The sequence below is a fragment of the Streptomyces sp. NPDC094143 genome (assembly GCF_040303825.1).
GTDB lineage: Bacteria > Actinomycetota > Actinomycetes > Streptomycetales > Streptomycetaceae > Streptomyces.
In genome coordinates this window covers 260,271-279,615 of record NZ_JBEOTZ010000002.1, presented here as the reverse complement: position 1 = coordinate 279,615, position 19,345 = coordinate 260,271, and the positions used below count along the sequence as shown (strand labels likewise).

The following is a 19,345-nucleotide window of genomic DNA, read 5'->3' as shown; positions in this document are numbered from 1 at the left end:
GACCAGCACCGCCGACCAACCGCCCGAGAACCCAGGGAAGGCCCACCGTGAAGATCCGCGCCGACATCGCCGCACTCATCCGCGCCGGCCACACCGACACCCACATAGCCGCCCACACCGGCTACCACCGCACCACCATCGCCCGCGCACGCCGCGCCCTCCACTACCCACCCGCCACCCAACTCAGCCGCCTGTACGCCGAAGCCATCCCCACCGGCCGCGTCAAGGACTGGAAGCCCAACACCGGCCCCATGCCCCTCAGCCGAGACCAGCAGGCCGCCAACCGGCAACGGCTCCTCGCAGCACTACGCGACACAGCCTGAACCCTCGGCCGTCATCCGGTTCCGCCCGGCATCGCGCACAGACGGCCCCCTGACGGCCTCACACGCCCTGCCGGGCCCCGGGTGCCGTCGACACCGTCACAGGCCCTCCAACAGCCGTACAGCCCTCTCAGAGCACAGGAGATGACCATGACCGACACCGCCGCCGCTGACCGGGCCGCGCTCCGCGACCGCATCGCCAAAGCCGTGCAACCGCTGCTGATGGACACCCTGCCCAAGCCGATTGCTGCGGCGCGGGCCACCGAGGTTGCCGACGCGGTGTTGGCCGTGCTGCCCGCGTCCACCGACCGGGCCGCCGTGCTGCGGGAAGCCGCCGACGCCATCGCCCACGACCGCGACACCACCAACCCCAGCGCCGGCAAGGGCGCTTACCGGAGAGGGATGAACCGCGCCGAGGAGCTGGTGCGCCGCATGGCCGACGAGGCGCAGCCGTGACCCGCCCCCGATGCCCCCGCGGCCACTTCCTCCCCGCCACCGGCACCTGCCGCTGCACCCTCACCCCACGCACCCGCCACCGGCGCACCCGGGCCCGCCGCGACGCCGACCTGTGGGGCCAGGGCCTCACCGCGCTCCAGCGCTACACCATCCGCGACATACCCCTGACCGGGAGCTACCTGTGAACCTCGCCCTCACCGCCGCCCTCACCGCCGCTGGCGGGTTCGCCCTCGGCTACGCCGCCCGCTGCGTCCGCCCACTCGACCGCATTGACACCTGGGCGTGGGACCAGGTGCACCGCCGCGCCCGCGACCTGCGCGACGGGCCAGCGCCGAAGCGGCCGGGATGGTGGGCGGCTCAGGCCGTGTTCGCCGTCGAACTCCTCGCCGCCCTGGTCATGCGCCCCCGACACACGGTGAACGCCTGGAAGCACCGCAACGACCCGCCACCGCCCCGCAGCCCCGCCCCGACGTTCGACCCCGACTGGGCCGCCAAGCGCCGCGCCGCCGCCGAGGAGCAGCCGTGACCGCCTACCTCCCGGTGCTCGCGTTCGTCGCCCTCGTCATCGTCACCACCGGACTCCCCCTCGCCCACTGGGCCTACCCGCCCTGGAGGAAACCGTGAGCACCGAAGCCGCCGCGTACACCACCCTCGCCTTCGTCCTCGTCATCGCCCTGACCTTCTCCCTCACCTGGCGGGCCCGCGGCCGGTACGAGGACCACCGCGAAGCCCTGCGCGCCGAACGCGCCGCCAGACCACCCCACCAGCGCCCCGGCCTGGAAGACGGCGTCGTAGCCGTCGCCCTCGCCGGCGCCTGCTGCGAGCGCTGGTGGACCTCCGCCGGCACCGAGCACGAGCCCACCACCTGCACCCGGAAGGACCAGACCACGTGATGAACATTGAGGCCGTGCTGATCGGCCTGCTGTCGACCACGCACACGCCCGAGCAGGCCGAGCACGCGGCGCGCACCGTGCTGCGGGACCACGCCCACCAGCTCGCCGAGCAGCAGCGCAAGCACTTCATCCCCCGGCCACAGGGCAAGTCCGCCGACTACGTCCGAGGGCTGGACGACGGACTCGACGCCGCCGCCGACCTGATCGACCCGGAGGTGCAGCGGTGAGCCAGACCAGCCACGACGCGCGGGCCATCGCCCGCGCCATCGACGCCCTGACGACGCGCCTCACCGACGCCCTTACTGGCCTTGCGACGCAGGTCAAACGCGCGGCCGACGCCCGGCAGTCCGACTTCGCGCTGACGCCCGACGCTGTCGACGACGCCCCGACGACGGCCGACGACGCGCCCTGCGCGCACCACCCGCACGCCCCCGTCATCGGCGGCCACTGCGGCGGCTGCACCGTCTACCCCGCCGACATGCGCCCGGCCCCGGCCGCCGACGAGGACGCGCAGCGCACCGCACGCCGCAACAGCGCACACAACCTCCTCGCCCGCCTCGACCGCGGCGGCCTCCTCAGCCCCGCAGACTGCGCCCTCCTGCGGCAGCACTTCGACGCCGAGACCCGGGAGCACGACACCGCCCGCGCCGTGGCCCGCTCGAACCTGCGGCACGTGCAGACGATCGTGCCCGAGATAGACCGGCTCACCGCCGAGCTGGAGCAGGCGCAGGCCGCCGTCGAGCGCGTGCGTGCCCTCAAGCAGCCGTTCGTCATGTGGCGCGACATCGCCGCCGCCCTCGACGGCACCGAGCAGCCCACCACGGAGGCCTGACCATGCACGAGCGCCCCACCGAACCCCTACGCGTGCCCGAACTGACCGACGAGCAGCGGGAACAACTTCTCCGCAACGTCGCCGAGGTCCACGCCGCCATCAACGCGTTCGTCCAGGCCGTGATCCCGCAGGTACAGGCCGCAGCCCGCGCCTTCGCCCAGATCAGCGCGCAACTCCAGCGCGCTGGCCTCCTCGACGCCGACGGCAAGCCCACGGCGCGCCCGGACCGACCCGCCTGGCAGACCCCCTACGGCCCGCCCACCCGCCGCCGCTGAGCACGACGAAGGGGCGTGCCCACGAACTCCCCAGCTCCACGGCACGCCCCACCGGTGGATCAAACGTACCGCCCCACCACGCACACGGAGCGCACGATGACCACCGCCACACACCTCTGGACCATCGCCCACCACTGGCGGGACCTCACCACCGCACTCGCCACCACCGGCACCGCCACATGGCCCCCCGCCGGCCGCATGGCCGACTACCTCGCCAGCATCCACCGCAGCGACGACGAGGCCGAAGCCGAGCAGCACCGCGCGGCCGCCCTCCGCTCCCTCGAACGGAGCCCCGAGCAGATCGGCGAGATGCGCGCCCCCATCCGCCTGCACGTCCTGGAGATCATGCAGACCGTCCGCGCGGACCTGCTGGAGTGCGCCGACCAGACCGCGGCCGCCGTGCAGCGCCCCGTGATGAGCCCCCTGCCGAAGGGCTACCCGGACGTCGACCGGGCCCGCCGCGAGATCCTGATCATGCAGGACCGGCGCGACCCCCGCCGCTGGCGCTGGGCTGGGATACGGCCCGACGCCGCGTACACGGCGCTGTGGCTGCTCGCCAGGGTGCAGGGGGCGCCCGGCCCGTTCCGGCCGCTGCACGCCCGGGAGCTGGACCACGTCGCCTCCGTCGCCCGGACCGCGTGCGGGCGGGTCGAACGGGCGCTGGACATCGTGGGGCAGAAGCGGGCCCTGGCCGAACGGCACGAGTGCGGGGGCCGGATCGACGTGTACGGCGGGGCCGGCGCATCCCCCACCGCGCACTGCACCGGCTGCGGCCGGACCTGGACCGAGCAGGACGCCGCCGCCGTAGCCTGACCCCGGACAGCACGAGGCCCGCCGTCCCCGTGGGGTGCGGCGGGCCTAGCGACTCATTAGTCCCGGAGGTCGGTCCTGGTCCCCCGCCCCGGCCGTCCCGCTTGAGCCGCCCTTACCTCGTCGGGGTCGTACAAGGAATGCGCCCGGCCGTGGTCGTCGACGCGGTGATCGACGGCGCGGACTCCCCAGCGGGAGAGGGTGCCTCGCGCGCTGCCGGGCTTGACGCCGAGGTGGGCGGCCACCTCGGCTATCGTCCAGAGGGTCATCGCGCCTGTACCCTCACTTGGCCAACTCTGCTCGGTCCACGATGCTGTCGCAGCGGAAGCAGGACTGATAGCCGTGATTGCGGATGAGGTCTTCGGCGCTTTCGGCGTCGCCCACGGTGGTGGTCTCCTCTCCGCAAAGCGCGTCATATTCAGGGTCGGTGCGGTGGACCGTGGAGTCGACGCCTTGGCCGTATCCGGGTGCGAAGTCCATGATTTCCCCCTTCGTTGAGCTTCGGGCTGTTCCCTTGGCCGTGACTCAACTATGCATCACGTGATGCATAGTCGGCAAGGGGAACCCATCAGTACGTCCAGACGTCCGGCCCGCCGTGGCGGAAGCGCGCGCTGTCGCCCGGCAACGCGACACGACGGAGTCATACGTGTACCGCGTATGGCGCGAACGTGACCGCTGACCCTGGACAGCACGAGGCCCCTGCCGACTCCCACGGCAGGGGCCCTCGTCGTGCGCGCGGCTACTCGCTGGCCTGCGCCTCACCAGCTTTCGGCCGGGCCGTACCGGAGCCCTTGTAGCCGCGGAACACGTCCTGCACCGTGGACAGCTTGATCCCGAGGTGGTCCGCGATCTGCCGGTACGACATCCCCTCGCCGCCAGCCCACAACTCCCGGATCAGGTCGCTGCGCTCCGCCGACCATGCCCGATTGCGCTGGACCTGCTCGGCCATCACCCGGCTCTGAGCCCGCACCCGCTCCACTCGGTCGGCGATCCGCTCGACCGCGTCAAGGGCTTCCGACACGCGGCGCACCTCCTCGTCGCTCACTCACTGGCCCTTCGTTTCGGTGGGCCGCTTGCGCTGAACTGTAGGGGACCCCTACAGTCCTCAGCAAGCAGTCCGCTGCTGATGCACAAAGCCCCCGGCCCGGCGCTGCACACGCCATATGGGCCGGGGGCGGACCCACCCACAACCACGACGAAGGAGCAGGTCCGTGCCTGAGCGTACCGACCACCACACCCCCGAGCACGACCCCCGCGCCTGCAACCTCTGCAGCACCTACCGCCACCCCGCGCTCGCCGCCCAGGGCCGCGCGCTCGCCAAGCACCTCGCCGAGCACCCCCTGCCTGTGCAGCAGACGGGGGCCGGCCGATGAGCGAGCAGCAGCCCTGCGGATCGTGCAGCGGCGCCGGCGGCCGTACCGAGGACACCTCGGCGGACGGCGTCACCCGGCAGAGCTGGCGCCGCTGCGACGACTGCCACGGCACCGGCACCCGCTGACCCCCAGACCGGCCGCCCCGCCTACAACCCCCAGGGCGGGGCGGCCACCCTGACCGCTCCCGGAGGAGCCGTGAAGAACCCGACCGCCGCACTCGCAGCGGGCGCCGCACTCGTCACCATCGCCCTCACCGGCGCCGCGTTCTGGCTGTCCTACGAGCACCTGCACGACATCGCCAGCACCAACGGCCTCACCGGAGCCCGCGCCTGGGCATGGCCCGCAACCGTCGACCTGTTCATCATCGCCGGAGAACTCCTCGTCCTCCGCGCATCCCTCCGCGGCGCAGTCGACTGGTGGGCCTACGCACTCGCCGCAGTCGGATCCGGCGGCTCCATCGCACTCAACGTCTTCGGAGTCGGACACGGCGCGCAGCCCATGGAGTACGTCGTCGCAGCCGTCCCCCCGTCGGCCGCACTCATCGCATTCGGCGCACTCATGCGGCAGGTGCACGAGGCGCTGCACCGCATCCAGACCGCAGCCACGCCCACGCAGCCGCCAGCAGCCGACGACTTCGAGCGCGCAGCCGAGCAGGCCGTAGAGGTCACCGAGACGGCTGCACCCGGCGGCCTGATCCTCGACTTCCACCCGCACCCGCAGCCGCATCCCGAGGTGTGCGCAGCCGCATCCCCCGCAGGCCACGCCCCGGATGCAGCCGCCCCGCAGCCGCGCCCGGAGCCCACCGCAGCCGCCCCCGTCGTCCACCAGATCACCACCCCGGATGCGGATGCGGAACTGCTCGAAGCCGCCCGGAAGCTGAATGCGGCTGCACTCGCCGAGACCGGCCGGCCCGCATCCCTGCGGCGGCTGCAAGACGGGCTGCGCATCGGCCAGCGCCGCGCCCAGCGCATCCAGGCGCAGCTGCCCCGGAGCGCGTGATGCATCTGCTGTGGCCCATAGCGGCTGCCCTCGCAGCCGCCGGGCTGTGCGCCATTGCGCCCCAGCGCAGCCGCAGCCTCTACTTCGCGCCCGTAGCTGGCACCGCCGCATTCATCTGCACTCTTGCCGCGCTCGGCGCGGCCCTCGTTCGCTGAAGGACAACGGAATGACGTACGTGACCTACGGCGGTGTCACCGTCGGACTCATCATCCTCGCCTGGCACCTGACCGACTGGTGGCCCGGCTTCAAGTCCCTCCAGTCCAGCCCCGCCCACCACGCTGCCGCCCTGCTGCCGTTCCTCTTCGCCTGGTCGTACGGCGTCCTCGCCGTCCTCGGCATCGGCGGGTTCATCGGCTGGACCGCCCGCACCGCCCGGTGGATCGCGAATTGGCTTGGTGACGTCGCCCTCGTCTGGGGTGTCGGCGGCCAGAGCGGGCAGCGCTCCGGGGGCACCGTCTACCTGCCGCTGACGCAGGCCGGCGGGGCGCTCGTCCTGATCCTCACCGCCGTGATGATCGCGCTGGCGAAGAAGTCCCGGTACGGCGCGGACATCAAGTGGGGCGCCTGGTGCGGGATCTGCCTCGGCACCAGCGCGGGCGTGGCCGGGTTTGCTGCGGCGCCCCTCGCGGTCGCCGTGAACTGGCTCGGTGACTCCGTGTACGGGGCGCTGTGATGCCCGCCCGCGAGGGGCAGAGCGCCCCGGTCGAGGAGCCCGAGCTGCGCAGCGGAGTGGCCGGCGGCTGCGTGCTGGTCGTGCTCGGCGGGGTGCCGCTCGCGGTCGTGTGGGCCCTGTCGGTGGAGGCCGGTGTGCTCGTCGTCTGGGTGGCTGCGGTGGTGGCGGTGTGGTGGTCGGCCCGCCGCCGTATGTCCGATTCGTCCGCCACTCCCCCGCCGGGGAAGGGGCGCCCCTCCTGCCGCGAATGCGCAGGTCAAGAGCTTGTCGGCGGAGCCCCTTCCGAACCCGAGAAGGGGATGTTGATCTACACGGTTGCCGACCCGGCCCGGCCCAATCACACCCACGTTCACGTCGAGCACACTGCCGACGCATAGACCCCGGGGCGGCCGTCCTTCCGCCAAGTCGTCCGGCCGCCCCGGTCCCACCCATCCCGAAGGACAGGAGACCGCCATCATGGCACTCGGATTCCCTAAGCCGATCAAGAAGAACGACCCCCGCTTGGAGGGGCACGGCACGACCTACCAGGCCTCGCGCGGCGGGCACTACCCGGAGCCGAAGAAGCCCGTCCCCGGCACGCCGAAGAAGGGATGATGGGGGCTATGAGCTACCGCCCCTATCCCGACCCTGAGCGGGCCCGCCGCCAGCTCGACCGCCACCGGCGCCCCGCCGTGCCGCTGACCGAGTTGCAGCGCCAGATGGCGACGTCGGCTCGCACGGTGCTGGAGCACGCCGAGCGCCAGATGCGTCCCTTCGGTGAGGCCATGCGCCAGTGGGCTGCTGCCGCCGCCGTCACCGTCCAGCGCGAGACGTCCCTCACCTCACAGCTCAGGAAGATGCTCAAGGAGCGCGCCGCCGCTTCCTGACCGGCCGCTGTTGTCAGACCCTCGCCGTACAGTCGCAGACACATATCCGCGTCTCTGGCTGTGACGCACTCCGGGCCCTCGCCTAAAACCCCAGGGGCGAGGGCCCGGCCACGTCCGGATGTCAGTGCTGCGTGGGAGACTTGAGGCACAACAACAGATAGACCCCGGCGGGTGCGGTAACACCCCCGGGGCATGGCCGACACTTCAGAGGAGTGCCGACGTGTACGAGGATAACTGCGCCCAGCTCGGCTGGTGCACCCACATCCACCACGACCACGAGAACATGAGCCTCCCCCAAGAGGCGGAACTCGTGGATCCGGAAGACCCAGCGTTCGAGTCCATAGCCCGCGTCCTGCTCGACATGCGGACCGCTGGGGTCCAGCTCGTTGACAGCGTCGTTCGCGCTGCGGTCAAGCTGGGGCGCCATTACCACGCCGTAGGCGCCATCCCCGCTCCCAGGCAGACCCTGGACGCCCGTGAATCCGCAGTCGTCTACTACATGCGGTTCGGCAACCTGATCAAGATCGGGACCACTATCCGGCTCTATGAGCGAGCCAAGGACCTGAAACCCGACGAGATTCTGGCGGTAGAGCCAGGAACGTACGACCTGGAGCTTCAGAGGCACCGCCAGTTCGCCCGGTACCGAGCGAACGGTGAGTACTTCTACCCCGGACCTGCGCTGCGAGAGCACATCAGGCAGATCCAGGCGAAGTACAACCGAAGGCGTGCGAGCAGTAAGGCCGTCGAAGAGACGGTTGCGCAGATGCCCGAGTCTCTGTTTTAGTAGGCCCCGCGTCACGCGTGCCCGCACATGTGCCAGGCCCGACGCCTGACCGCTTCACTAACGGCCCCCGTCTCCACCCGAGCGGGGGCCGTCCGCGTCCCCAGACCCCGCGCAGGGCGCAATCCCACGACACGGCTCGGGCGGTTGCTGACGCGCCCTGCGCGGACCACTTCCGTCACAGAACAGCTACAGGCCGTACACGCCACCCCCACCCGCCGCATGATGACCCCTCAGCAACCGAAACCCTGGGGGGACACACCATGCGCATCCGCCACACCATCGGCGCACTCACCGCCGCAGCACTCCTCACGCTCACCGCCTGCGAAGGCACCGCCGACACCAGCTCCAGCAAGCCGGACACCACCGCCGAGGAAACCAGCGGCAAGACGAAGCAGGACACCAGCACCCCCGAGACCAACACGGACGCCCCCGCCACCGAGCCCAGCGCCGACGAGACCAAGCCGGAGACCAGCGAGGTGCCCGACGTCGTCGGCATGAACCACGGCGAGGCGCAGAGCCTGCTGCGCAGCGAGGGCTTCATGGTCAACGAGGAAGACGCCTCCCCCGAGGGCCGATGGATCCTCGACAACAGCAACTGGAAGGTCTGCCGCCAGGACCCGGCTCCCGGAGCCACCGACGTCATCCGCGTCGCCATCTACTCCGTCAAGCAGGACGAGTCCTGCTGACCTGACCCACCCCTGATCCGGCCCGGCCGTCCACCCCTGTGCGGCCGGGCCTTCGCATGCCCGCACCACTCCGGGAGGCCCCGTGGCGAGCAAGAAGCGCGGCATCACGTCCGGACGAGTCGACGCGTACGAGGCCCTCAGAGCGCAGGGCATGAGCAAGAAGAAGGCCGCGAAGATCGCCAACGCGGGCAAGACGAAGGCCGGCCGGTCGGCCATGGCGAAGAAGGCCGCGCGCACCCGCGCCCGGCGCGGCAAGTAGACCCCGGGAGGTGACCCCGTGTCCGTCAACAAGGACAAGCGACCGGTCACCGACGAGGACCGCGAAGCCGTGCGACGCCTGGCCGCCGAGGGCAAGGGCCGAAACGAGATCGCCCGGGAGCTGAAGCGCTCTCCGCGGACCATCAGCACGATCGCCGAGAAACTGGACCCGCCCGTCACGTTCGACCGGACCATGACCGCCGTCGCCACCAAGGCCCGCGTCATCGACGCCAAGGCGCGGCGCGCCGCCCTCATGGAGCGGTACTACGAGCAGGCACACAAGCACCTCGACCGGCTCGACCGCGACGTCCACCACATCACAGAGGTCAGCATCGGCAAGGTCGTCCGCTACCGCGCCGACGACCTCCCCACGCAGGACGTCCGCAACCTCATCCAGGCGTCCACCGTGGCCGCGAACCAGGCCCTCAAGCTGGAGGCCCTCGACAGCAGCAACGGCGTGGACGACGCCAAGAGCATGCTCGGCCAGCTAGCCGCCGGCCTCACCGCGGCGTACAACGCCATGAACGAGGGGGCGGGTGATGCTCCGTGACGTCCCGCTGCCCCTGTCGCGGAAGCAGATCGCCAGCGTTGTGGAGGCGCAGCAGGCGCCGATCGCTTTGTGGTCCGGGGCCGTGTCCTCCGGTAAGACCATCGCGAGCCTGCTGGCCTTCCTGATCGCGCTCGTTGCGGCGCCCGATCACGGGCTGATCGTTGTCGTCGGGCGCAGCCTGAACACGATCGAGCGGAACCTGATCGACCCGTTGCAGTCGAAGCACCTGTTCGGGCCGCTCGCTGCGCATGTCCACCACACCACCGGGGCGACCACCGCGACCATCCTGGGCCGGACCGTGCACCTCGTGGGCGCGTCCGACGCCCGCGCGGAGGGCCGGATCCGCGGAGCTACCATCGCGCTCGCCTACGTCGACGAGGCGACGCTGCTGCCGCACGCGTTCTGGATGATGCTGCTGTCCCGGCTTCGCGTCGGCTCACAGTCCCGCCTGCTGGCCACGACGAACCCGGACGGCCCGTTCCACTGGTTGAGGCGGGAGTTCATCCTTCGCGGCGCCGAGGTCGGGCTGACGAACTGGCACTTCACCCTCGACGACAACCCCTCCTTGGACCCGGGGTTCGTGGCGCGGCTGAAAGCCCAGTACACCGGCCTGTGGTACCGGCGGTTCATCCTCGGCGAGTGGTGTCTCGCCCAGGGCGCGGTCTACGACATGTTTGACGAGGCCCGCCACGTCGTGGATCTGCTGCCGTACATGCGCCGCTGGACGGCGGTCGGCATCGACTACGGCACCGTCAACCCGTTCTCCGCGGTGCTCATCGGGCAAGGCGAGGACGACAGGCTCTATGCCGTGTCGGAGTACCGGCACGAGTCCGCGACCGCGCTGCGCCAGCTCACCGACGCCGAGTACAGCCGCAACGTCCGCGAGTGGCTCGCGGGCATCCGCCGGCCGGGAGAGCACGGGCAGGCGCGCGGAGTCCGCCCCGAATGGATCTTCGTGGACCCGTCCGCGGCGTCGTTCATGAACCAGCTGTGGACCGAGCGGGTGCCGAACATCGCCCCCGCCGTCAACGACGTGCTTGACGGCATCCGCAGCGTGGGTGTCGCGCTCGGCTCCGGGCTGCTGCGCATCCACCGCTCGTGCACGGGTCTCCTCGGCGAACTGCCCGGCTACGCCTGGGACGAGAAGGCCGCCGAACGGGGCGAGGACAAGCCGCTGAAGGTGAACGACCACTCCGCGGACGCCCTGCGCTACGCACTTCACTCCACCGCGCACGAGTGGCGCGGCCTGATCGAGTACCAGGAGGCCGCCTGATGGCTGCGACGCTGTCCATCCCGCTGTACCTGCGCGTGGGGACCGGCACTGAGGTACAGATCGGCGAGGCTCTCGTGGCCGTTGACTCCGACGGCAAAGCCACCCTCACCGTGTCGGACATCGCGGCCGGCCTCCGAGAGGCCGCGGACGCTGTGGAACGAGCAAGGCAGGAGGACGCGGCCGATGCCCCTGCCTGAGAACGGAGTCCCGTGGCCGCCCCCGGAGATGGCGCCCGCGCTCGCGACCATGGCCGTGGACGACGCCTGGTACTCCGGAGACCGCGACCGCATCCGCGCGGCGTACCGGCCCAAGAGCGCCGAGGTCACCGAGACGGGCCGCTTCCTGCGCTTTTGGGAGCGACCGAAGCGACTCGACACCCCGGACCACTCGCTTCACGTGCCGCTCCCCGGCGACATCGCTACCACCTCCGCAGACCTGCTGTTCTCCGAGCCGCCCACGCTCACCGTGGACACCCCGGCGACGCAGGACCGGCTGGAGGAGCTGGCCGAGGCCGGCGGGCTCGCCAACACCCTGCTGGAGGCTGCCGAGGTGGCCGCCGCGCTGCGGGGCGCGTACCTGCGCGTCACGTGGAACGCCGACCTGGCGCAGCGGGCGCTGCTCACTGTGCACCACGCCGACACGGCCGTGCCCGAGTGGTCCAGCGGCATCCTCACCGCGGTGACGTTCTGGCGGGAGGTCGCGGCGGACGGGGTGCGGGTGCTACGGCATCTGGAGCGGCACGAGCCGGGCCGGATCCTGCACGGCCTGTACGAGGGCACCCCGACCAACCTGGGCCGCGCGGTGCCCCTCACCGAGGACCCGGCGACCGCGGACCTCGTCGGTTCCCTCGACCCGGACGGCGACGGGCAGAGCATCACCACCGGCATCCCGCGCCTGACGGCCGGCTACGTGCGGAACATGGGCCCGGACCGGCAGGACCGCAGGAGCCCGCTCGGCCGCTCCGACTACCAGGGGGTCCACCACCTGTTCCACGCCCTCGACGAGGTGTGGACGTCGTGGCTGCGGGACATCCGGCTCGCGAAGGCCCGGCTGATCATCCCGCAGGGCTACCTGAACAGTGCCGGGCCCGGGCTGGGCGCAACGTTCGACCTCGACCAAGAGGTGGTCGCGGCGATCAACGCGTCCCCGACGTCGGGCGAGTCCATCACGGAGAACCAGTTCAACATCCGTACGGACGACCACCAGCGCACGGCCGAGGCGATCGTGCGCCAGGCGGTACGCGACGCCGGGTACTCGGCGCAGTCGTTCGGCATGGACGGCGACGCCGCGGTCACCGCCACGGAGGTGGTGGCCCGCGAGCGTAAGAGCATGATCACGCGTGACAAGAAGGCCCGTTACTGGGGGCCGGTGCTCGCCGACATGCTCGAAGTGCAGCTGATGATGGATGTCCGGCTGGGCTTTTCGAAGGTGGTTCCGGAGCGGCCGAAGGTCGAGTTCGGGGACTCCGTCAGCGAGGACCCCAAGAGCGTCGCGGAGACGCTCGCGCTGCTCACGCAGGCGCAGGCCATCAGCACCGAGGCGAAGGTGCGGATGCGCTCCCCGGACCTCGACGACACGGCGGTCCGCGAGGAGACGGAACGGATCCTGCGGGAGACGGGCCAGCTCTTGAACGATCCCGCCGAGACCGGAGCCGAGGGCGAGGGGGTGCCGAATGCCGGTATCCCCAGCGATGGCGGAGGATCTCGCGAGCGAGGTAGCCAGGCTCTACCAGGACGCTGAAGCGGCCCTGTTGGAGAAGCTCGCCGCGGCGCTCGCCGCCGACATCGACAGCCCGCGCTGGGCTGAGCTGAAGCTGGCCGCGATCGGGAACCTGCGCACGGCCGTGGAGACCGTCGCGGAGGCGCTCCAGACGGACACGGACGGGGCGGTGCGGCAGGCCCTGGTGACCGCGTACAACCGGGGCCGCCAGGCGGCCGTGGCGGAGCTGGGCGCGCTGGACATCGGCCGGGAGCTGGCCGCCCGGGACGCCCTGCCGAACGCACCGGCCGTGGACCGGTTGGCCGCCTCCCTCGCGGAGGACACCCGGCCGGTGTACGCCCGGATCACGCGCGTGGTGCTGGACGTCTACCGGTCGATCACGTCCCGCGCTTCCTCGTCGACGCTGCTGGGCGCGCTCACCCGCCGGCAGGCGTCACAGCGGGCCCTGGACCAGTTCGCGAACCGCGGGATCTCCGGGTTCGTGGACGCCGCGGGCCGCTCGTGGGACATGGCGACCTACGCGGAGATGGCCGTCCGGTCCGTCACTGCCCGGGCCGCAATCGAGGGGCACGTGGACGCGCTCGGCGAGATCGGCGTGGGCCTGGTGATCGTGTCGAACGCACCGCTGGAGTGCGAGATCTGCCGGCCGTGGGAGGGCGAGACGCTCACCCTGTCCGGGCAGTCCGGGCCGCAGACGATCCAGGCCGAGCACGCCACGGAGACTGTGGGCAGGCTGCGCCGCCGGCCGCGGATCATCCCCGTGCACGTCGCCGGGTCGCTGGTGGAGGCGCGGGCCGCGGGGCTCTTCCATCCCAATTGTCGACATTCCCTGTCGGCGTACCTGCCCGGTGTGACGACCCGGCCGCCCGACCACCCCACCCCGGGCACCACGTACGAGGACACGCAGCGGCAACGGGAGATCGAGCGGCACATCCGCCGCTGGAAGCGCCGCCAGGCCGCCGCGATGGACGACGCCACGCGCCGGATCGCCGGGGCGAAGATTCGCGCCTGGCAGGCCGCCATGCGCGAGCACGTGGCCGCGCACGAGCACCTTCGGAGGAAGCCGCAGCGCGAGCAGATCGGCGCCGCCCGCTAGGCCATGGGGGACGGCCCCTTGCCGGACAGCTCCAGCTTCCAGAACCGGCCGTCCGTGAGCGTCATGCCGTAGATGTATGCCGTGCCCGCGCCGCCCTCCGGTAGCCGCACCTCGGCGGACGTCAGGGCCCAATCAGGGGTGACGTCGGGTGCTTCGCTGCGGGCCACCTCGGCGGTGCCCTCCCAGCCCTTCAGGATGCCGTCACCGTCGGAGTTGGCGTGCTCGTAGAGGTGGACCTCGGCGAACTGGACGCCGTTGACCGTGGCGGGGCCGTCGTAGCGGCTGAGGCTGAACGTGAACTCGGGCATGTCCTCATTCTGCCCCCGCACAGCTCGGCCCGTGACGGCAAATCGAAGCCGCACCGACTCCCATAGCCCGCCAGGCGCGGGCCCGATGCGCCCCAGGAGGGCACATGCGTAAGCGCACACTCGCACGCCACCACCACGACGGCGCGGGCTGGACCCGCCCGTACGGCACCCACCCTTTCTCCCCGGTCTTCTATGCCGACGGAGGGGGCGGCGACGGCTCCGGATCCAGCGGCGGCGGAGGTGACGGCGGCTCCGGATCGTCCGGACAGGGCGGCGACGGATCCGGCGGCCAGGGCCCCGGCCAGGGCGGACAGCAGTCCGGACAGGGCGGATCGAACCCCTGGGACGGCTTCCAGTGGGACGGCAAGGTCGAGTCCCTGCCCGAGCCGGTCGCCAAGGTCATCCGCGACGCGCGGGAGGAGGCGGGCAAGTCCCGCACCACCGCGAAGGAGAACGCGGCCAACCAAGCCCGGCAGGAACTCGCCCAGGAGATCGGCAAGGCCCTCGGCCTGGTCAAGGACGACAAGCCCGCCGACCCCGCCGAGCTGACCCGCACCATCACCACCCAGACCACCCGGATTGGCGAGCTGGAGAGCACCAACCGCACGCTCTCCATCGAGCTGGCCGCGTACAAGGCCGCCGACAAGCACGGCGCCAACCCGGCCGCACTGCTCGACTCCCGAACCTTCCTGGAGTCCGTCAAGGGGCTGGACCCCTCGGCGAGCGACTTCACCACCAAGCTCGACGACGCCATCAAGACGGCCGTCGACAACAACGCACAGCTCCGCACGGGCCAGGTGCCGCGGCGGGGCGGGGGCGACTTCGCCGGCGGGCCCGGTACCCAGCGCCGCCCCACCTCTCTGCATGACGCCATCGCCGCCAAGTTGGGCGGCTGACCCCTAGGAGCACCACATGCCCGTCACCCTTGCGGAGGCGAAGCTCAACGCACAGGACGACGTCGATGTGCAGGTCATCGACGAGTTCGCCAAGTCGTCGGACATCCTGAACCGGATGACGTTCGACGACGTCGTCTCGCCGACCGGCGGCGACACCCTGACGTACGGATACCGGCGCCTGATCACGCAGGTGTCCGCGGACTTCCGTGCGATCAACTCCGAGTACACACCGACCGAGGTCACGACCCAGCGCTACACCGTGGACCTCAAGCCGCTCGGCGGGTCGTTCCAGGTGGACCGTGTCGTCGCGCGGATCGGCGCTGCGGCGTCGGGCGCGGTCGCGCTGAACATGTCCCAGAAGATCAAGGCCGCGCGTGCGAAGTTCGCGGACGCCGTCATCAACGGGGACACCGCCGTCGACAGCAACGGCTTCGACGGCCTCTCCAAGATCCTCACCGGAACGTCCACCGAGTACCTGCCCCTCTCCAACGGAGAGGCGAGCGGCTACGTCGACTGGACGACCATCGCCAGCAAGGCCGACGCGATGGCCGCCCTGCGCCACATCGACGACTGGCTCGCGTCCCTCGACGAGACCCCGGACGTCATCTACGGCAACCGCAAGACCCTCAGCCTGTTCAAGGCGCTGGCGATGTGGACCGACCAGTACGACAAGAACCAGGACGCCTTCGGCCGCGAGATCATGCGCTACAACGGCGTCGAACTGGTCGACCTCAAGACCAAGGCCGGCTCCAACACCGACGTCATCCCGCTGGTCACCCGCGACCCCGACGCGGGAGGCGCGGGCGGCAACATCACCGGCCTCGGTGACCTGTACGCCGTCCGCTACGGCCTCGACGCGTTCCACGGCGTGTCCGTCGTCGGCGACCTCGTCCAGACGTGGCTCCCGGACTTCACCCGCGCCGGCGCCGTGAAGACCGGAGAGGTCGAGATGGGCCCGATCGCCGTCGCCCTGAAGGCGACGAAGGCCGCGGGCGTGTTCCGGAACATCAAGAGCGCCTGACAGGAGGCCTGACCATGGCACGCATCGAAAGCCCCAACCGCTCCTTCACCGGCACCGGCCCGGGCGGCGTCCACTTCGAGGACGGCGTCGCCGAGACCGACAACCCGGCAGTCATCTCGTACTGCCAGGGCGCCGGCTACACCGTGGACGGCGAGACATACACCGACACCCCGCCCGCCGCGCGCACCGTGGACGTGCCGGACCCCCGGTTCGTCCAGGACGTCACGGACACGGCGCCGCTGCGAGACGCGGCGGTCGACCCGCAGCCCGGGGATGTTCCGCCCTCGAACGCCGGCCTGGCCAACCCGCACGGGCCCCTCGTCGTCGCTCCCGGGATCGGCGCGCCGCCGGTGGTGGAGGACCCGAAGGGCGACGGGCTGGTGCCCGCAACGGAGGTCCGGCAGGAGCCGCCCGCCAAGTCGGCGTCCAAAGCCACGTGGGTGGACTACGCGGTCGCGCAGGGCATGCCCCGCGAGGACGCCGAGGCCAGCACGCGTGACCAGCTGGCCGAGGCGTACAGCCGGAAGGAGGACAACGCCTGATGCCTACGTACGAGCGGTACGGCGACGATCACGAGGTGGTCGAGCGGGTGGTGGCGGTGGCGGACTCGCCGAACGACAAGCGGCTGGCCGCCTCGAAGGCGTGGAAGCGCGTGGACGAGGGCGAGCCGCCGGCCGCTGCACCGGCGGCGGAGGCGCAGCCTGCGCGGGCGAGGGTCTCGAAACCGCCCGCGAAGGAGGCGTAGTCGATGGCCCGCGTCTTCGCCACGGTGGAGCAGTACGAGGCGTACACCGGGACCTCGGCCCCGGCGAACGCTAGCCGGCTGCTGGCGCGGGCCTCCCGTCTGGTGTCGGCGGCCACGAAGGCGGCCCTGTACGACACGGACGCGTCCGGCTACCCGTCCGACCCGGATGTCCTGGAGGCGTTCCGGGACGCGACGTGCGCGCAGGTGGAGGTGTGGGCGAAGCGGGACGCCGCAGCGTCGGGGGATGCCTCCGACCCGGCGGCATCGCCGTGGACGTCCATCAGCGCGGGCGGGCTCAGCTTCTCGCGGCAGTCCGCTCCCGTGGCGACCGCGGAGGACACCGCACTGACTCCGGAAGCGGCCGAGATCCTCGCGGAACTCGCCCTGGAGCAGGTGGTGTGGACGTGAGTGGTTTCCCGGCCTTCCTGCTGCGCCACGACGTCACGGTGGAGGCGTACCTCGGGGAGTCTGCCTACGGGCCCCGCTACGGCGCCCCTACGGTCGTGCGGGGCCTGCTGGAGCGCAGCATCCGCACCGTGCGGGGCCAGAACGGCGAGGAGACCACCTCGTCGGGCACGTTCCGCACGCGGCTGGACGCCGGGATCGAGGCCGAGGCCCGGGTCACCCTGCCCGACGACACCACCACCACGGTCATCGCGGTGGTGCCGCACGACGGCGGCGGCCTGCCCACCCCAGACCACCTGGAAGTGCAGCTGGCGTGAGGAGGCGGCCGTGGCGCAGTACACCCGTTTCCGGTTCGACGGCCGCCGACAGTGGACCTCGCGCGGCCGGCGCCTGGCCGAGGAGGGCCTCCAGCGGGGCCTGGAGCACGTCCTCGGAGAGGCCCGCAAGATCGTGCCGCTGGAAGAGGGCACCTTGGAGCGGTCCGGCCGGGTGGTGCGGGACGGCATGAACGGCGCGGTCACGTTCGACACCGTCTACGCCGTCCGGCAGCACGAGGAACTCACCTGGAAGCACTTGCCGGGACGCCAGGCGAAGTACTTGGAGACGCCGATGAACTCGGAGCGGGACGTCGTGCTCCGGCTCATGGCCGTGTCGCTGAGGAGGTGGCTGCGTGGCTGATCTCCTCGACGGCATCGCCCGCCACCTCGAAGCGCGCGGCCTGCTCTCCTACGACCCCGACGGCGTCACCGGGGACACGTTCATCGAGACCACCCCAAGCCGCCCGGACAACGCGGTCACCCTGACCCTGTACGGCGGCCCGGAGTCGGACAGCAAACTCGGGTGGGACGAACCATCCCTCCAGGTACGCACCCGCGGCGGCACCGACCCCCGGCCGTCCCGGGAGAAGTGCACGGCGATCCGGGACGAGCTGCACGGCCTCGGCCCGGTCACCCTGCCGGACGGCACGCATCTTCAGCTGGCCATCGCGATCCAGGCCGCGCCCGCCTACATGGGCCAGGACTCCAGCGGCCGTCACGAGCACGTGTGCAACTTCCGTCTCGACGTGCGCAACGTGACCACCCACCGCGTGTAACACCCCGCTCAGTTCGCCCGGCGCCGTGCGCGTGCGGGCTCTCACCCATGCCCGAAGGAGGGCCCACGATGGCGCAATACAACGCGCGTGACTGCGTGTTCGAGATCGAGTCCGAGACCCCCGCGACGTGGCTGGAGATCGGCCAGATCAACACGTTCTCGAAGGGGCACGAGGAGGAGACCGCGGACACCACGGTGTTCGCGAGCGGAGGTCAGGCCGAGTCTCAGAAGATGCAGATCGGCAAGACCTTGGAGTTGGAGGGCCTGCGGGACCCGGCCGACGTTGGGCAGCAGCGCGTTGAGGAGGCCTCCGAACTCCTCGGCACCGCCTCCCTCATCAAGATCCGTTTCCACGCCCCGGGTGACACCACGTGGGAGGTGTGGACGGCGCACGTCAACCTCGGCGACCAGGGCGGCGGCAACAACGACAAGGTGTCCTGGAGCGCGACGTTCACCCGCTCCGGGGCGTCCACCACGGCGGCGATCGTATGAGCCCTGCGCGTAAGACGGGGCACGAGTCGTGGGATGCGTTCTGGGCCGAGGCGTCCGGCGGCCGGACCACGGTCATCCGCGGCGTGGAGGTCCCCGTCCCCACCGACGTGCCGCTCGCGATGGAGCAGCGCATCGAGGAATTGCAGGACTCCGAGAGCAAGGAGGACCTGGCTGAGCTGCTCGCGATGCTGTTCGGCCAGGACGTCCTTGACCAGTGGATGGACGCTGGCATGGGGATGCTGGAGCTTCAGACCGTCATGGCGTGGGCCATGGCGCAGGCCGGCGGCCGCGACATCACGTTCGGCGAGGCGCTGGAGCTCGTCCGGTCGGGAGAGGCGGGAAAACTCCCGGGCCCGAAGGGGCCGAACAGGGCGGCCAGAAGGGCGACTGGCGCACCCGCGAAGCGGTCCGCCGCTGGTGGTGGGCGATCCGCGCAGACTTCCGCCGCGAATACGGCATCACGTCGCAAGACCTCGCGCGCATAGGCCGCCGCGAGTTCTGGGACCTGATGGCCGGGTTGTCG

General features: G+C 71.2%; 38 protein-coding genes. 34 read left to right on the top strand and 4 right to left on the bottom strand.

The window, feature by feature from the left end:
* Positions 1–47 precede the first annotated feature (47 nt).
* From ABTZ58_RS03830 to ABTZ58_RS03790, 9 genes are all read left to right on the top strand, one after another.
* The gene (locus ABTZ58_RS03830) at positions 48–323 is read left to right on the top strand and encodes a helix-turn-helix domain-containing protein (protein WP_351350056.1); all 276 of its coding nucleotides are present in this window, start codon (positions 48–50) and stop codon (positions 321–323) included.
* A 147-nt stretch (positions 324–470) separates the two neighbouring features.
* Positions 471–776, top strand: coding sequence for a hypothetical protein (locus tag ABTZ58_RS03825; RefSeq protein ID WP_351350054.1), 306 nt, complete (start codon positions 471–473; stop codon positions 774–776).
* The gene (locus tag ABTZ58_RS03820; RefSeq protein WP_351350052.1) at positions 773–961 is read left to right on the top strand and encodes a hypothetical protein; all 189 of its coding nucleotides are present in this window, start codon (positions 773–775) and stop codon (positions 959–961) included. The genes ABTZ58_RS03825 and ABTZ58_RS03820 overlap by 4 nt, the downstream gene beginning before the upstream one ends.
* Positions 958–1,302: a hypothetical protein gene (locus ABTZ58_RS03815; RefSeq protein ID WP_351350050.1), complete on the top strand. Its 345-nt coding sequence runs from the start codon at positions 958–960 to the stop codon at positions 1,300–1,302. The genes ABTZ58_RS03820 and ABTZ58_RS03815 overlap by 4 nt, the downstream gene beginning before the upstream one ends.
* 94 nt (positions 1,303–1,396) lie before the next feature.
* On the top strand, positions 1,397–1,669 hold the full coding sequence (locus ABTZ58_RS03810; RefSeq protein ID WP_351350048.1) for a hypothetical protein: 273 nt from the start codon (positions 1,397–1,399) through the stop codon (positions 1,667–1,669).
* A complete protein-coding gene (locus tag ABTZ58_RS03805; protein WP_351350046.1) occupies positions 1,669–1,896 on the top strand; it encodes a hypothetical protein in 228 nt (75 codons plus the stop codon). Before ABTZ58_RS03810 ends, ABTZ58_RS03805 begins: the two co-directional genes overlap by 1 nt.
* Entirely contained in the window at positions 1,893–2,501 is a 609-nt protein-coding gene (locus tag ABTZ58_RS03800) for a hypothetical protein (protein ID WP_351350044.1), read from the top strand. Before ABTZ58_RS03805 ends, ABTZ58_RS03800 begins: the two co-directional genes overlap by 4 nt.
* A 2-nt stretch (positions 2,502–2,503) precedes the next feature.
* Entirely contained in the window at positions 2,504–2,776 is a 273-nt protein-coding gene (locus ABTZ58_RS03795; RefSeq protein WP_351350042.1) for a hypothetical protein, read from the top strand.
* A 96-nt stretch (positions 2,777–2,872) separates the two neighbouring features.
* Positions 2,873–3,589, top strand: a complete 717-nt coding sequence (locus tag ABTZ58_RS03790) for a hypothetical protein (RefSeq protein ID WP_351350040.1) — start codon at positions 2,873–2,875, stop codon at positions 3,587–3,589.
* Positions 3,590–3,645: 56 nt separating this feature from the next.
* Here the strand turns inward: ABTZ58_RS03790 and ABTZ58_RS03785 are convergent, their stop codons facing one another.
* From ABTZ58_RS03785 to ABTZ58_RS03775, 3 genes are all read right to left on the bottom strand, one after another.
* Positions 3,646–3,855 (bottom strand): hypothetical protein, encoded by a 210-nt coding sequence (locus tag ABTZ58_RS03785; RefSeq protein WP_351350038.1) that lies wholly within the window; start codon positions 3,853–3,855, stop codon positions 3,646–3,648.
* Between the two features lie 13 nt (positions 3,856–3,868).
* Positions 3,869–4,066, bottom strand: a complete 198-nt coding sequence (locus ABTZ58_RS03780; RefSeq protein WP_351350036.1) for a hypothetical protein — start codon at positions 4,064–4,066, stop codon at positions 3,869–3,871.
* Positions 4,067–4,325: 259 nt separating this feature from the next.
* Positions 4,326–4,631 (bottom strand): helix-turn-helix domain-containing protein, encoded by a 306-nt coding sequence (locus ABTZ58_RS03775; RefSeq protein ID WP_351350034.1) that lies wholly within the window; start codon positions 4,629–4,631, stop codon positions 4,326–4,328.
* A gap of 166 nt (positions 4,632–4,797) precedes the next feature.
* Here ABTZ58_RS03775 and ABTZ58_RS03770 point away from each other — a divergent pair, with 166 nt between their 5' ends.
* The 15 genes from ABTZ58_RS03770 (at position 4,798) to ABTZ58_RS03700 (ending at position 13,863) form a co-directional block, all read left to right on the top strand.
* Positions 4,798–4,959, top strand: coding sequence for a hypothetical protein (locus tag ABTZ58_RS03770; RefSeq protein WP_351350032.1), 162 nt, complete (start codon positions 4,798–4,800; stop codon positions 4,957–4,959).
* Positions 4,956–5,084 carry a hypothetical protein gene (locus tag ABTZ58_RS03765; RefSeq protein WP_351350030.1) on the top strand — a complete coding sequence of 43 codons (129 nt, stop codon included), beginning with the start codon at positions 4,956–4,958 and terminating at the stop codon, positions 5,082–5,084. The genes ABTZ58_RS03770 and ABTZ58_RS03765 overlap by 4 nt, the downstream gene beginning before the upstream one ends.
* A gap of 70 nt (positions 5,085–5,154) precedes the next feature.
* On the top strand, positions 5,155–5,958 hold the full coding sequence (locus tag ABTZ58_RS03760) for a DUF2637 domain-containing protein (RefSeq protein WP_351350028.1): 804 nt from the start codon (positions 5,155–5,157) through the stop codon (positions 5,956–5,958).
* Positions 5,959–6,124: 166 nt separating this feature from the next.
* Complete coding sequence (locus ABTZ58_RS03755) at positions 6,125–6,631, top strand: hypothetical protein (RefSeq protein ID WP_351350026.1); 507 nt, start codon at positions 6,125–6,127, stop codon at positions 6,629–6,631.
* A complete protein-coding gene (locus tag ABTZ58_RS03750; protein WP_351350024.1) occupies positions 6,631–7,008 on the top strand; it encodes a hypothetical protein in 378 nt (125 codons plus the stop codon). Before ABTZ58_RS03755 ends, ABTZ58_RS03750 begins: the two co-directional genes overlap by 1 nt.
* Positions 7,009–7,087: 79 nt before the next feature.
* Positions 7,088–7,225 (top strand): hypothetical protein, encoded by a 138-nt coding sequence (locus ABTZ58_RS03745; protein ID WP_351350022.1) that lies wholly within the window; start codon positions 7,088–7,090, stop codon positions 7,223–7,225.
* A gap of 8 nt (positions 7,226–7,233) precedes the next feature.
* Positions 7,234–7,497, top strand: coding sequence for a hypothetical protein (locus ABTZ58_RS03740; RefSeq protein ID WP_351350020.1), 264 nt, complete (start codon positions 7,234–7,236; stop codon positions 7,495–7,497).
* A 220-nt stretch (positions 7,498–7,717) separates the two neighbouring features.
* On the top strand, positions 7,718–8,281 hold the full coding sequence (locus ABTZ58_RS03735; protein ID WP_351350018.1) for a GIY-YIG nuclease family protein: 564 nt from the start codon (positions 7,718–7,720) through the stop codon (positions 8,279–8,281).
* 260 nt (positions 8,282–8,541) lie between these two features.
* Positions 8,542–8,967: a PASTA domain-containing protein gene (locus tag ABTZ58_RS03730; RefSeq protein ID WP_351350016.1), complete on the top strand. Its 426-nt coding sequence runs from the start codon at positions 8,542–8,544 to the stop codon at positions 8,965–8,967.
* An 82-nt stretch (positions 8,968–9,049) separates the two neighbouring features.
* Entirely contained in the window at positions 9,050–9,226 is a 177-nt protein-coding gene (locus ABTZ58_RS03725) for a DUF7218 family protein (protein ID WP_351350014.1), read from the top strand.
* A gap of 18 nt (positions 9,227–9,244) precedes the next feature.
* Positions 9,245–9,775, top strand: a complete 531-nt coding sequence (locus ABTZ58_RS03720; RefSeq protein WP_351350012.1) for a helix-turn-helix domain-containing protein — start codon at positions 9,245–9,247, stop codon at positions 9,773–9,775.
* Positions 9,765–11,048 (top strand): PBSX family phage terminase large subunit, encoded by a 1,284-nt coding sequence (locus tag ABTZ58_RS03715; protein WP_351350010.1) that lies wholly within the window; start codon positions 9,765–9,767, stop codon positions 11,046–11,048. Before ABTZ58_RS03720 ends, ABTZ58_RS03715 begins: the two co-directional genes overlap by 11 nt.
* Entirely contained in the window at positions 11,048–11,245 is a 198-nt protein-coding gene (locus ABTZ58_RS03710; RefSeq protein ID WP_351350008.1) for a hypothetical protein, read from the top strand. Before ABTZ58_RS03715 ends, ABTZ58_RS03710 begins: the two co-directional genes overlap by 1 nt.
* Positions 11,232–12,788 (top strand): phage portal protein, encoded by a 1,557-nt coding sequence (locus ABTZ58_RS03705; protein ID WP_351350006.1) that lies wholly within the window; start codon positions 11,232–11,234, stop codon positions 12,786–12,788. Before ABTZ58_RS03710 ends, ABTZ58_RS03705 begins: the two co-directional genes overlap by 14 nt.
* Positions 12,721–13,863 (top strand): phage minor capsid protein, encoded by a 1,143-nt coding sequence (locus tag ABTZ58_RS03700; protein WP_351350004.1) that lies wholly within the window; start codon positions 12,721–12,723, stop codon positions 13,861–13,863. The genes ABTZ58_RS03705 and ABTZ58_RS03700 overlap by 68 nt, the downstream gene beginning before the upstream one ends.
* Here the strand turns inward: ABTZ58_RS03700 and ABTZ58_RS03695 are convergent.
* A complete protein-coding gene (locus tag ABTZ58_RS03695; RefSeq protein WP_351350002.1) occupies positions 13,860–14,171 on the bottom strand; it encodes a hypothetical protein in 312 nt (103 codons plus the stop codon). The two genes, ABTZ58_RS03700 and ABTZ58_RS03695, sit on opposite strands and share 4 nt — an antisense overlap.
* A 104-nt stretch (positions 14,172–14,275) precedes the next feature.
* Here ABTZ58_RS03695 and ABTZ58_RS03690 point away from each other — a divergent pair, with 104 nt between their 5' ends.
* The 10 genes from ABTZ58_RS03690 (at position 14,276) to ABTZ58_RS03645 (ending at position 19,307) form a co-directional block, all read left to right on the top strand.
* Positions 14,276–15,067, top strand: coding sequence for a hypothetical protein (locus tag ABTZ58_RS03690; RefSeq protein ID WP_351350000.1), 792 nt, complete (start codon positions 14,276–14,278; stop codon positions 15,065–15,067).
* Positions 15,068–15,083: 16 nt separating this feature from the next.
* Complete coding sequence (locus ABTZ58_RS03685) at positions 15,084–16,088, top strand: major capsid protein (protein WP_351349998.1); 1,005 nt, start codon at positions 15,084–15,086, stop codon at positions 16,086–16,088.
* A 14-nt stretch (positions 16,089–16,102) separates the two neighbouring features.
* Entirely contained in the window at positions 16,103–16,630 is a 528-nt protein-coding gene (locus ABTZ58_RS03680) for a hypothetical protein (RefSeq protein WP_351349996.1), read from the top strand.
* Positions 16,630–16,833 carry a hypothetical protein gene (locus tag ABTZ58_RS03675; protein ID WP_351349994.1) on the top strand — a complete coding sequence of 68 codons (204 nt, stop codon included), beginning with the start codon at positions 16,630–16,632 and terminating at the stop codon, positions 16,831–16,833. Before ABTZ58_RS03680 ends, ABTZ58_RS03675 begins: the two co-directional genes overlap by 1 nt.
* 3 nt (positions 16,834–16,836) lie before the next feature.
* On the top strand, positions 16,837–17,241 hold the full coding sequence (locus tag ABTZ58_RS03670; protein ID WP_351349992.1) for a head-tail connector protein: 405 nt from the start codon (positions 16,837–16,839) through the stop codon (positions 17,239–17,241).
* Complete coding sequence (locus ABTZ58_RS03665; protein ID WP_351349990.1) at positions 17,238–17,555, top strand: hypothetical protein; 318 nt, start codon at positions 17,238–17,240, stop codon at positions 17,553–17,555. Before ABTZ58_RS03670 ends, ABTZ58_RS03665 begins: the two co-directional genes overlap by 4 nt.
* A 10-nt stretch (positions 17,556–17,565) precedes the next feature.
* Positions 17,566–17,916, top strand: a complete 351-nt coding sequence (locus tag ABTZ58_RS03660; RefSeq protein ID WP_351349988.1) for a minor capsid protein — start codon at positions 17,566–17,568, stop codon at positions 17,914–17,916.
* Complete coding sequence (locus ABTZ58_RS03655; protein WP_351349986.1) at positions 17,909–18,331, top strand: minor capsid protein; 423 nt, start codon at positions 17,909–17,911, stop codon at positions 18,329–18,331. Before ABTZ58_RS03660 ends, ABTZ58_RS03655 begins: the two co-directional genes overlap by 8 nt.
* Before the next feature lie 68 nt (positions 18,332–18,399).
* Positions 18,400–18,822 carry a phage tail tube protein gene (locus ABTZ58_RS03650; RefSeq protein ID WP_351349985.1) on the top strand — a complete coding sequence of 141 codons (423 nt, stop codon included), beginning with the start codon at positions 18,400–18,402 and terminating at the stop codon, positions 18,820–18,822.
* Positions 18,819–19,307 carry a hypothetical protein gene (locus ABTZ58_RS03645; protein WP_351349983.1) on the top strand — a complete coding sequence of 163 codons (489 nt, stop codon included), beginning with the start codon at positions 18,819–18,821 and terminating at the stop codon, positions 19,305–19,307. The genes ABTZ58_RS03650 and ABTZ58_RS03645 overlap by 4 nt, the downstream gene beginning before the upstream one ends.
* Positions 19,308–19,345 lie beyond the last annotated feature (38 nt).

Excerpts from the sequence above, each read along its gene's own strand:
- ABTZ58_RS03715 (WP_351350010.1), top strand. The coding sequence starts at position 9,765 with ATGCTCCGTGACGTCCCGCTGCCCCTGTCGCGGAAGCAGATCGCCAGC.
- ABTZ58_RS03650 (WP_351349985.1), top strand. The coding sequence starts at position 18,400 with ATGGCGCAATACAACGCGCGTGACTGCGTGTTCGAGATCGAGTCCGAG.
- ABTZ58_RS03780 (WP_351350036.1), bottom strand. The coding sequence starts at position 4,066 with ATGGACTTCGCACCCGGATACGGCCAAGGCGTCGACTCCACGGTCCAC.
- ABTZ58_RS03690 (WP_351350000.1), top strand. The coding sequence starts at position 14,276 with ATGCGTAAGCGCACACTCGCACGCCACCACCACGACGGCGCGGGCTGG.
- ABTZ58_RS03790 (WP_351350040.1), top strand. The coding sequence starts at position 2,873 with ATGACCACCGCCACACACCTCTGGACCATCGCCCACCACTGGCGGGAC.
- ABTZ58_RS03825 (WP_351350054.1), top strand. The coding sequence starts at position 471 with ATGACCGACACCGCCGCCGCTGACCGGGCCGCGCTCCGCGACCGCATC.
- ABTZ58_RS03685 (WP_351349998.1), top strand. The coding sequence starts at position 15,084 with ATGCCCGTCACCCTTGCGGAGGCGAAGCTCAACGCACAGGACGACGTC.
- ABTZ58_RS03755 (WP_351350026.1), top strand. The coding sequence starts at position 6,125 with ATGACGTACGTGACCTACGGCGGTGTCACCGTCGGACTCATCATCCTC.
- ABTZ58_RS03705 (WP_351350006.1), top strand. The coding sequence starts at position 11,232 with ATGCCCCTGCCTGAGAACGGAGTCCCGTGGCCGCCCCCGGAGATGGCG.
- ABTZ58_RS03675 (WP_351349994.1), top strand. The coding sequence starts at position 16,630 with ATGCCTACGTACGAGCGGTACGGCGACGATCACGAGGTGGTCGAGCGG.
- ABTZ58_RS03645 (WP_351349983.1), top strand. The coding sequence starts at position 18,819 with ATGAGCCCTGCGCGTAAGACGGGGCACGAGTCGTGGGATGCGTTCTGG.
- ABTZ58_RS03740 (WP_351350020.1), top strand. The coding sequence starts at position 7,234 with ATGAGCTACCGCCCCTATCCCGACCCTGAGCGGGCCCGCCGCCAGCTC.
- ABTZ58_RS03710 (WP_351350008.1), top strand. The coding sequence starts at position 11,048 with ATGGCTGCGACGCTGTCCATCCCGCTGTACCTGCGCGTGGGGACCGGC.
- ABTZ58_RS03765 (WP_351350030.1), top strand. The coding sequence starts at position 4,956 with ATGAGCGAGCAGCAGCCCTGCGGATCGTGCAGCGGCGCCGGCGGCCGT.
- ABTZ58_RS03730 (WP_351350016.1), top strand. The coding sequence starts at position 8,542 with ATGCGCATCCGCCACACCATCGGCGCACTCACCGCCGCAGCACTCCTC.
- ABTZ58_RS03805 (WP_351350046.1), top strand. The coding sequence starts at position 1,669 with ATGAACATTGAGGCCGTGCTGATCGGCCTGCTGTCGACCACGCACACG.
- ABTZ58_RS03670 (WP_351349992.1), top strand. The coding sequence starts at position 16,837 with ATGGCCCGCGTCTTCGCCACGGTGGAGCAGTACGAGGCGTACACCGGG.
- ABTZ58_RS03795 (WP_351350042.1), top strand. The coding sequence starts at position 2,504 with ATGCACGAGCGCCCCACCGAACCCCTACGCGTGCCCGAACTGACCGAC.
- ABTZ58_RS03700 (WP_351350004.1), top strand. The coding sequence starts at position 12,721 with ATGCCGGTATCCCCAGCGATGGCGGAGGATCTCGCGAGCGAGGTAGCC.
- ABTZ58_RS03750 (WP_351350024.1), top strand. The coding sequence starts at position 6,631 with ATGCCCGCCCGCGAGGGGCAGAGCGCCCCGGTCGAGGAGCCCGAGCTG.
- ABTZ58_RS03680 (WP_351349996.1), top strand. The coding sequence starts at position 16,103 with ATGGCACGCATCGAAAGCCCCAACCGCTCCTTCACCGGCACCGGCCCG.
- ABTZ58_RS03695 (WP_351350002.1), bottom strand. The coding sequence starts at position 14,171 with ATGCCCGAGTTCACGTTCAGCCTCAGCCGCTACGACGGCCCCGCCACG.
- ABTZ58_RS03785 (WP_351350038.1), bottom strand. The coding sequence starts at position 3,855 with ATGACCCTCTGGACGATAGCCGAGGTGGCCGCCCACCTCGGCGTCAAG.
- ABTZ58_RS03745 (WP_351350022.1), top strand. The coding sequence starts at position 7,088 with ATGGCACTCGGATTCCCTAAGCCGATCAAGAAGAACGACCCCCGCTTG.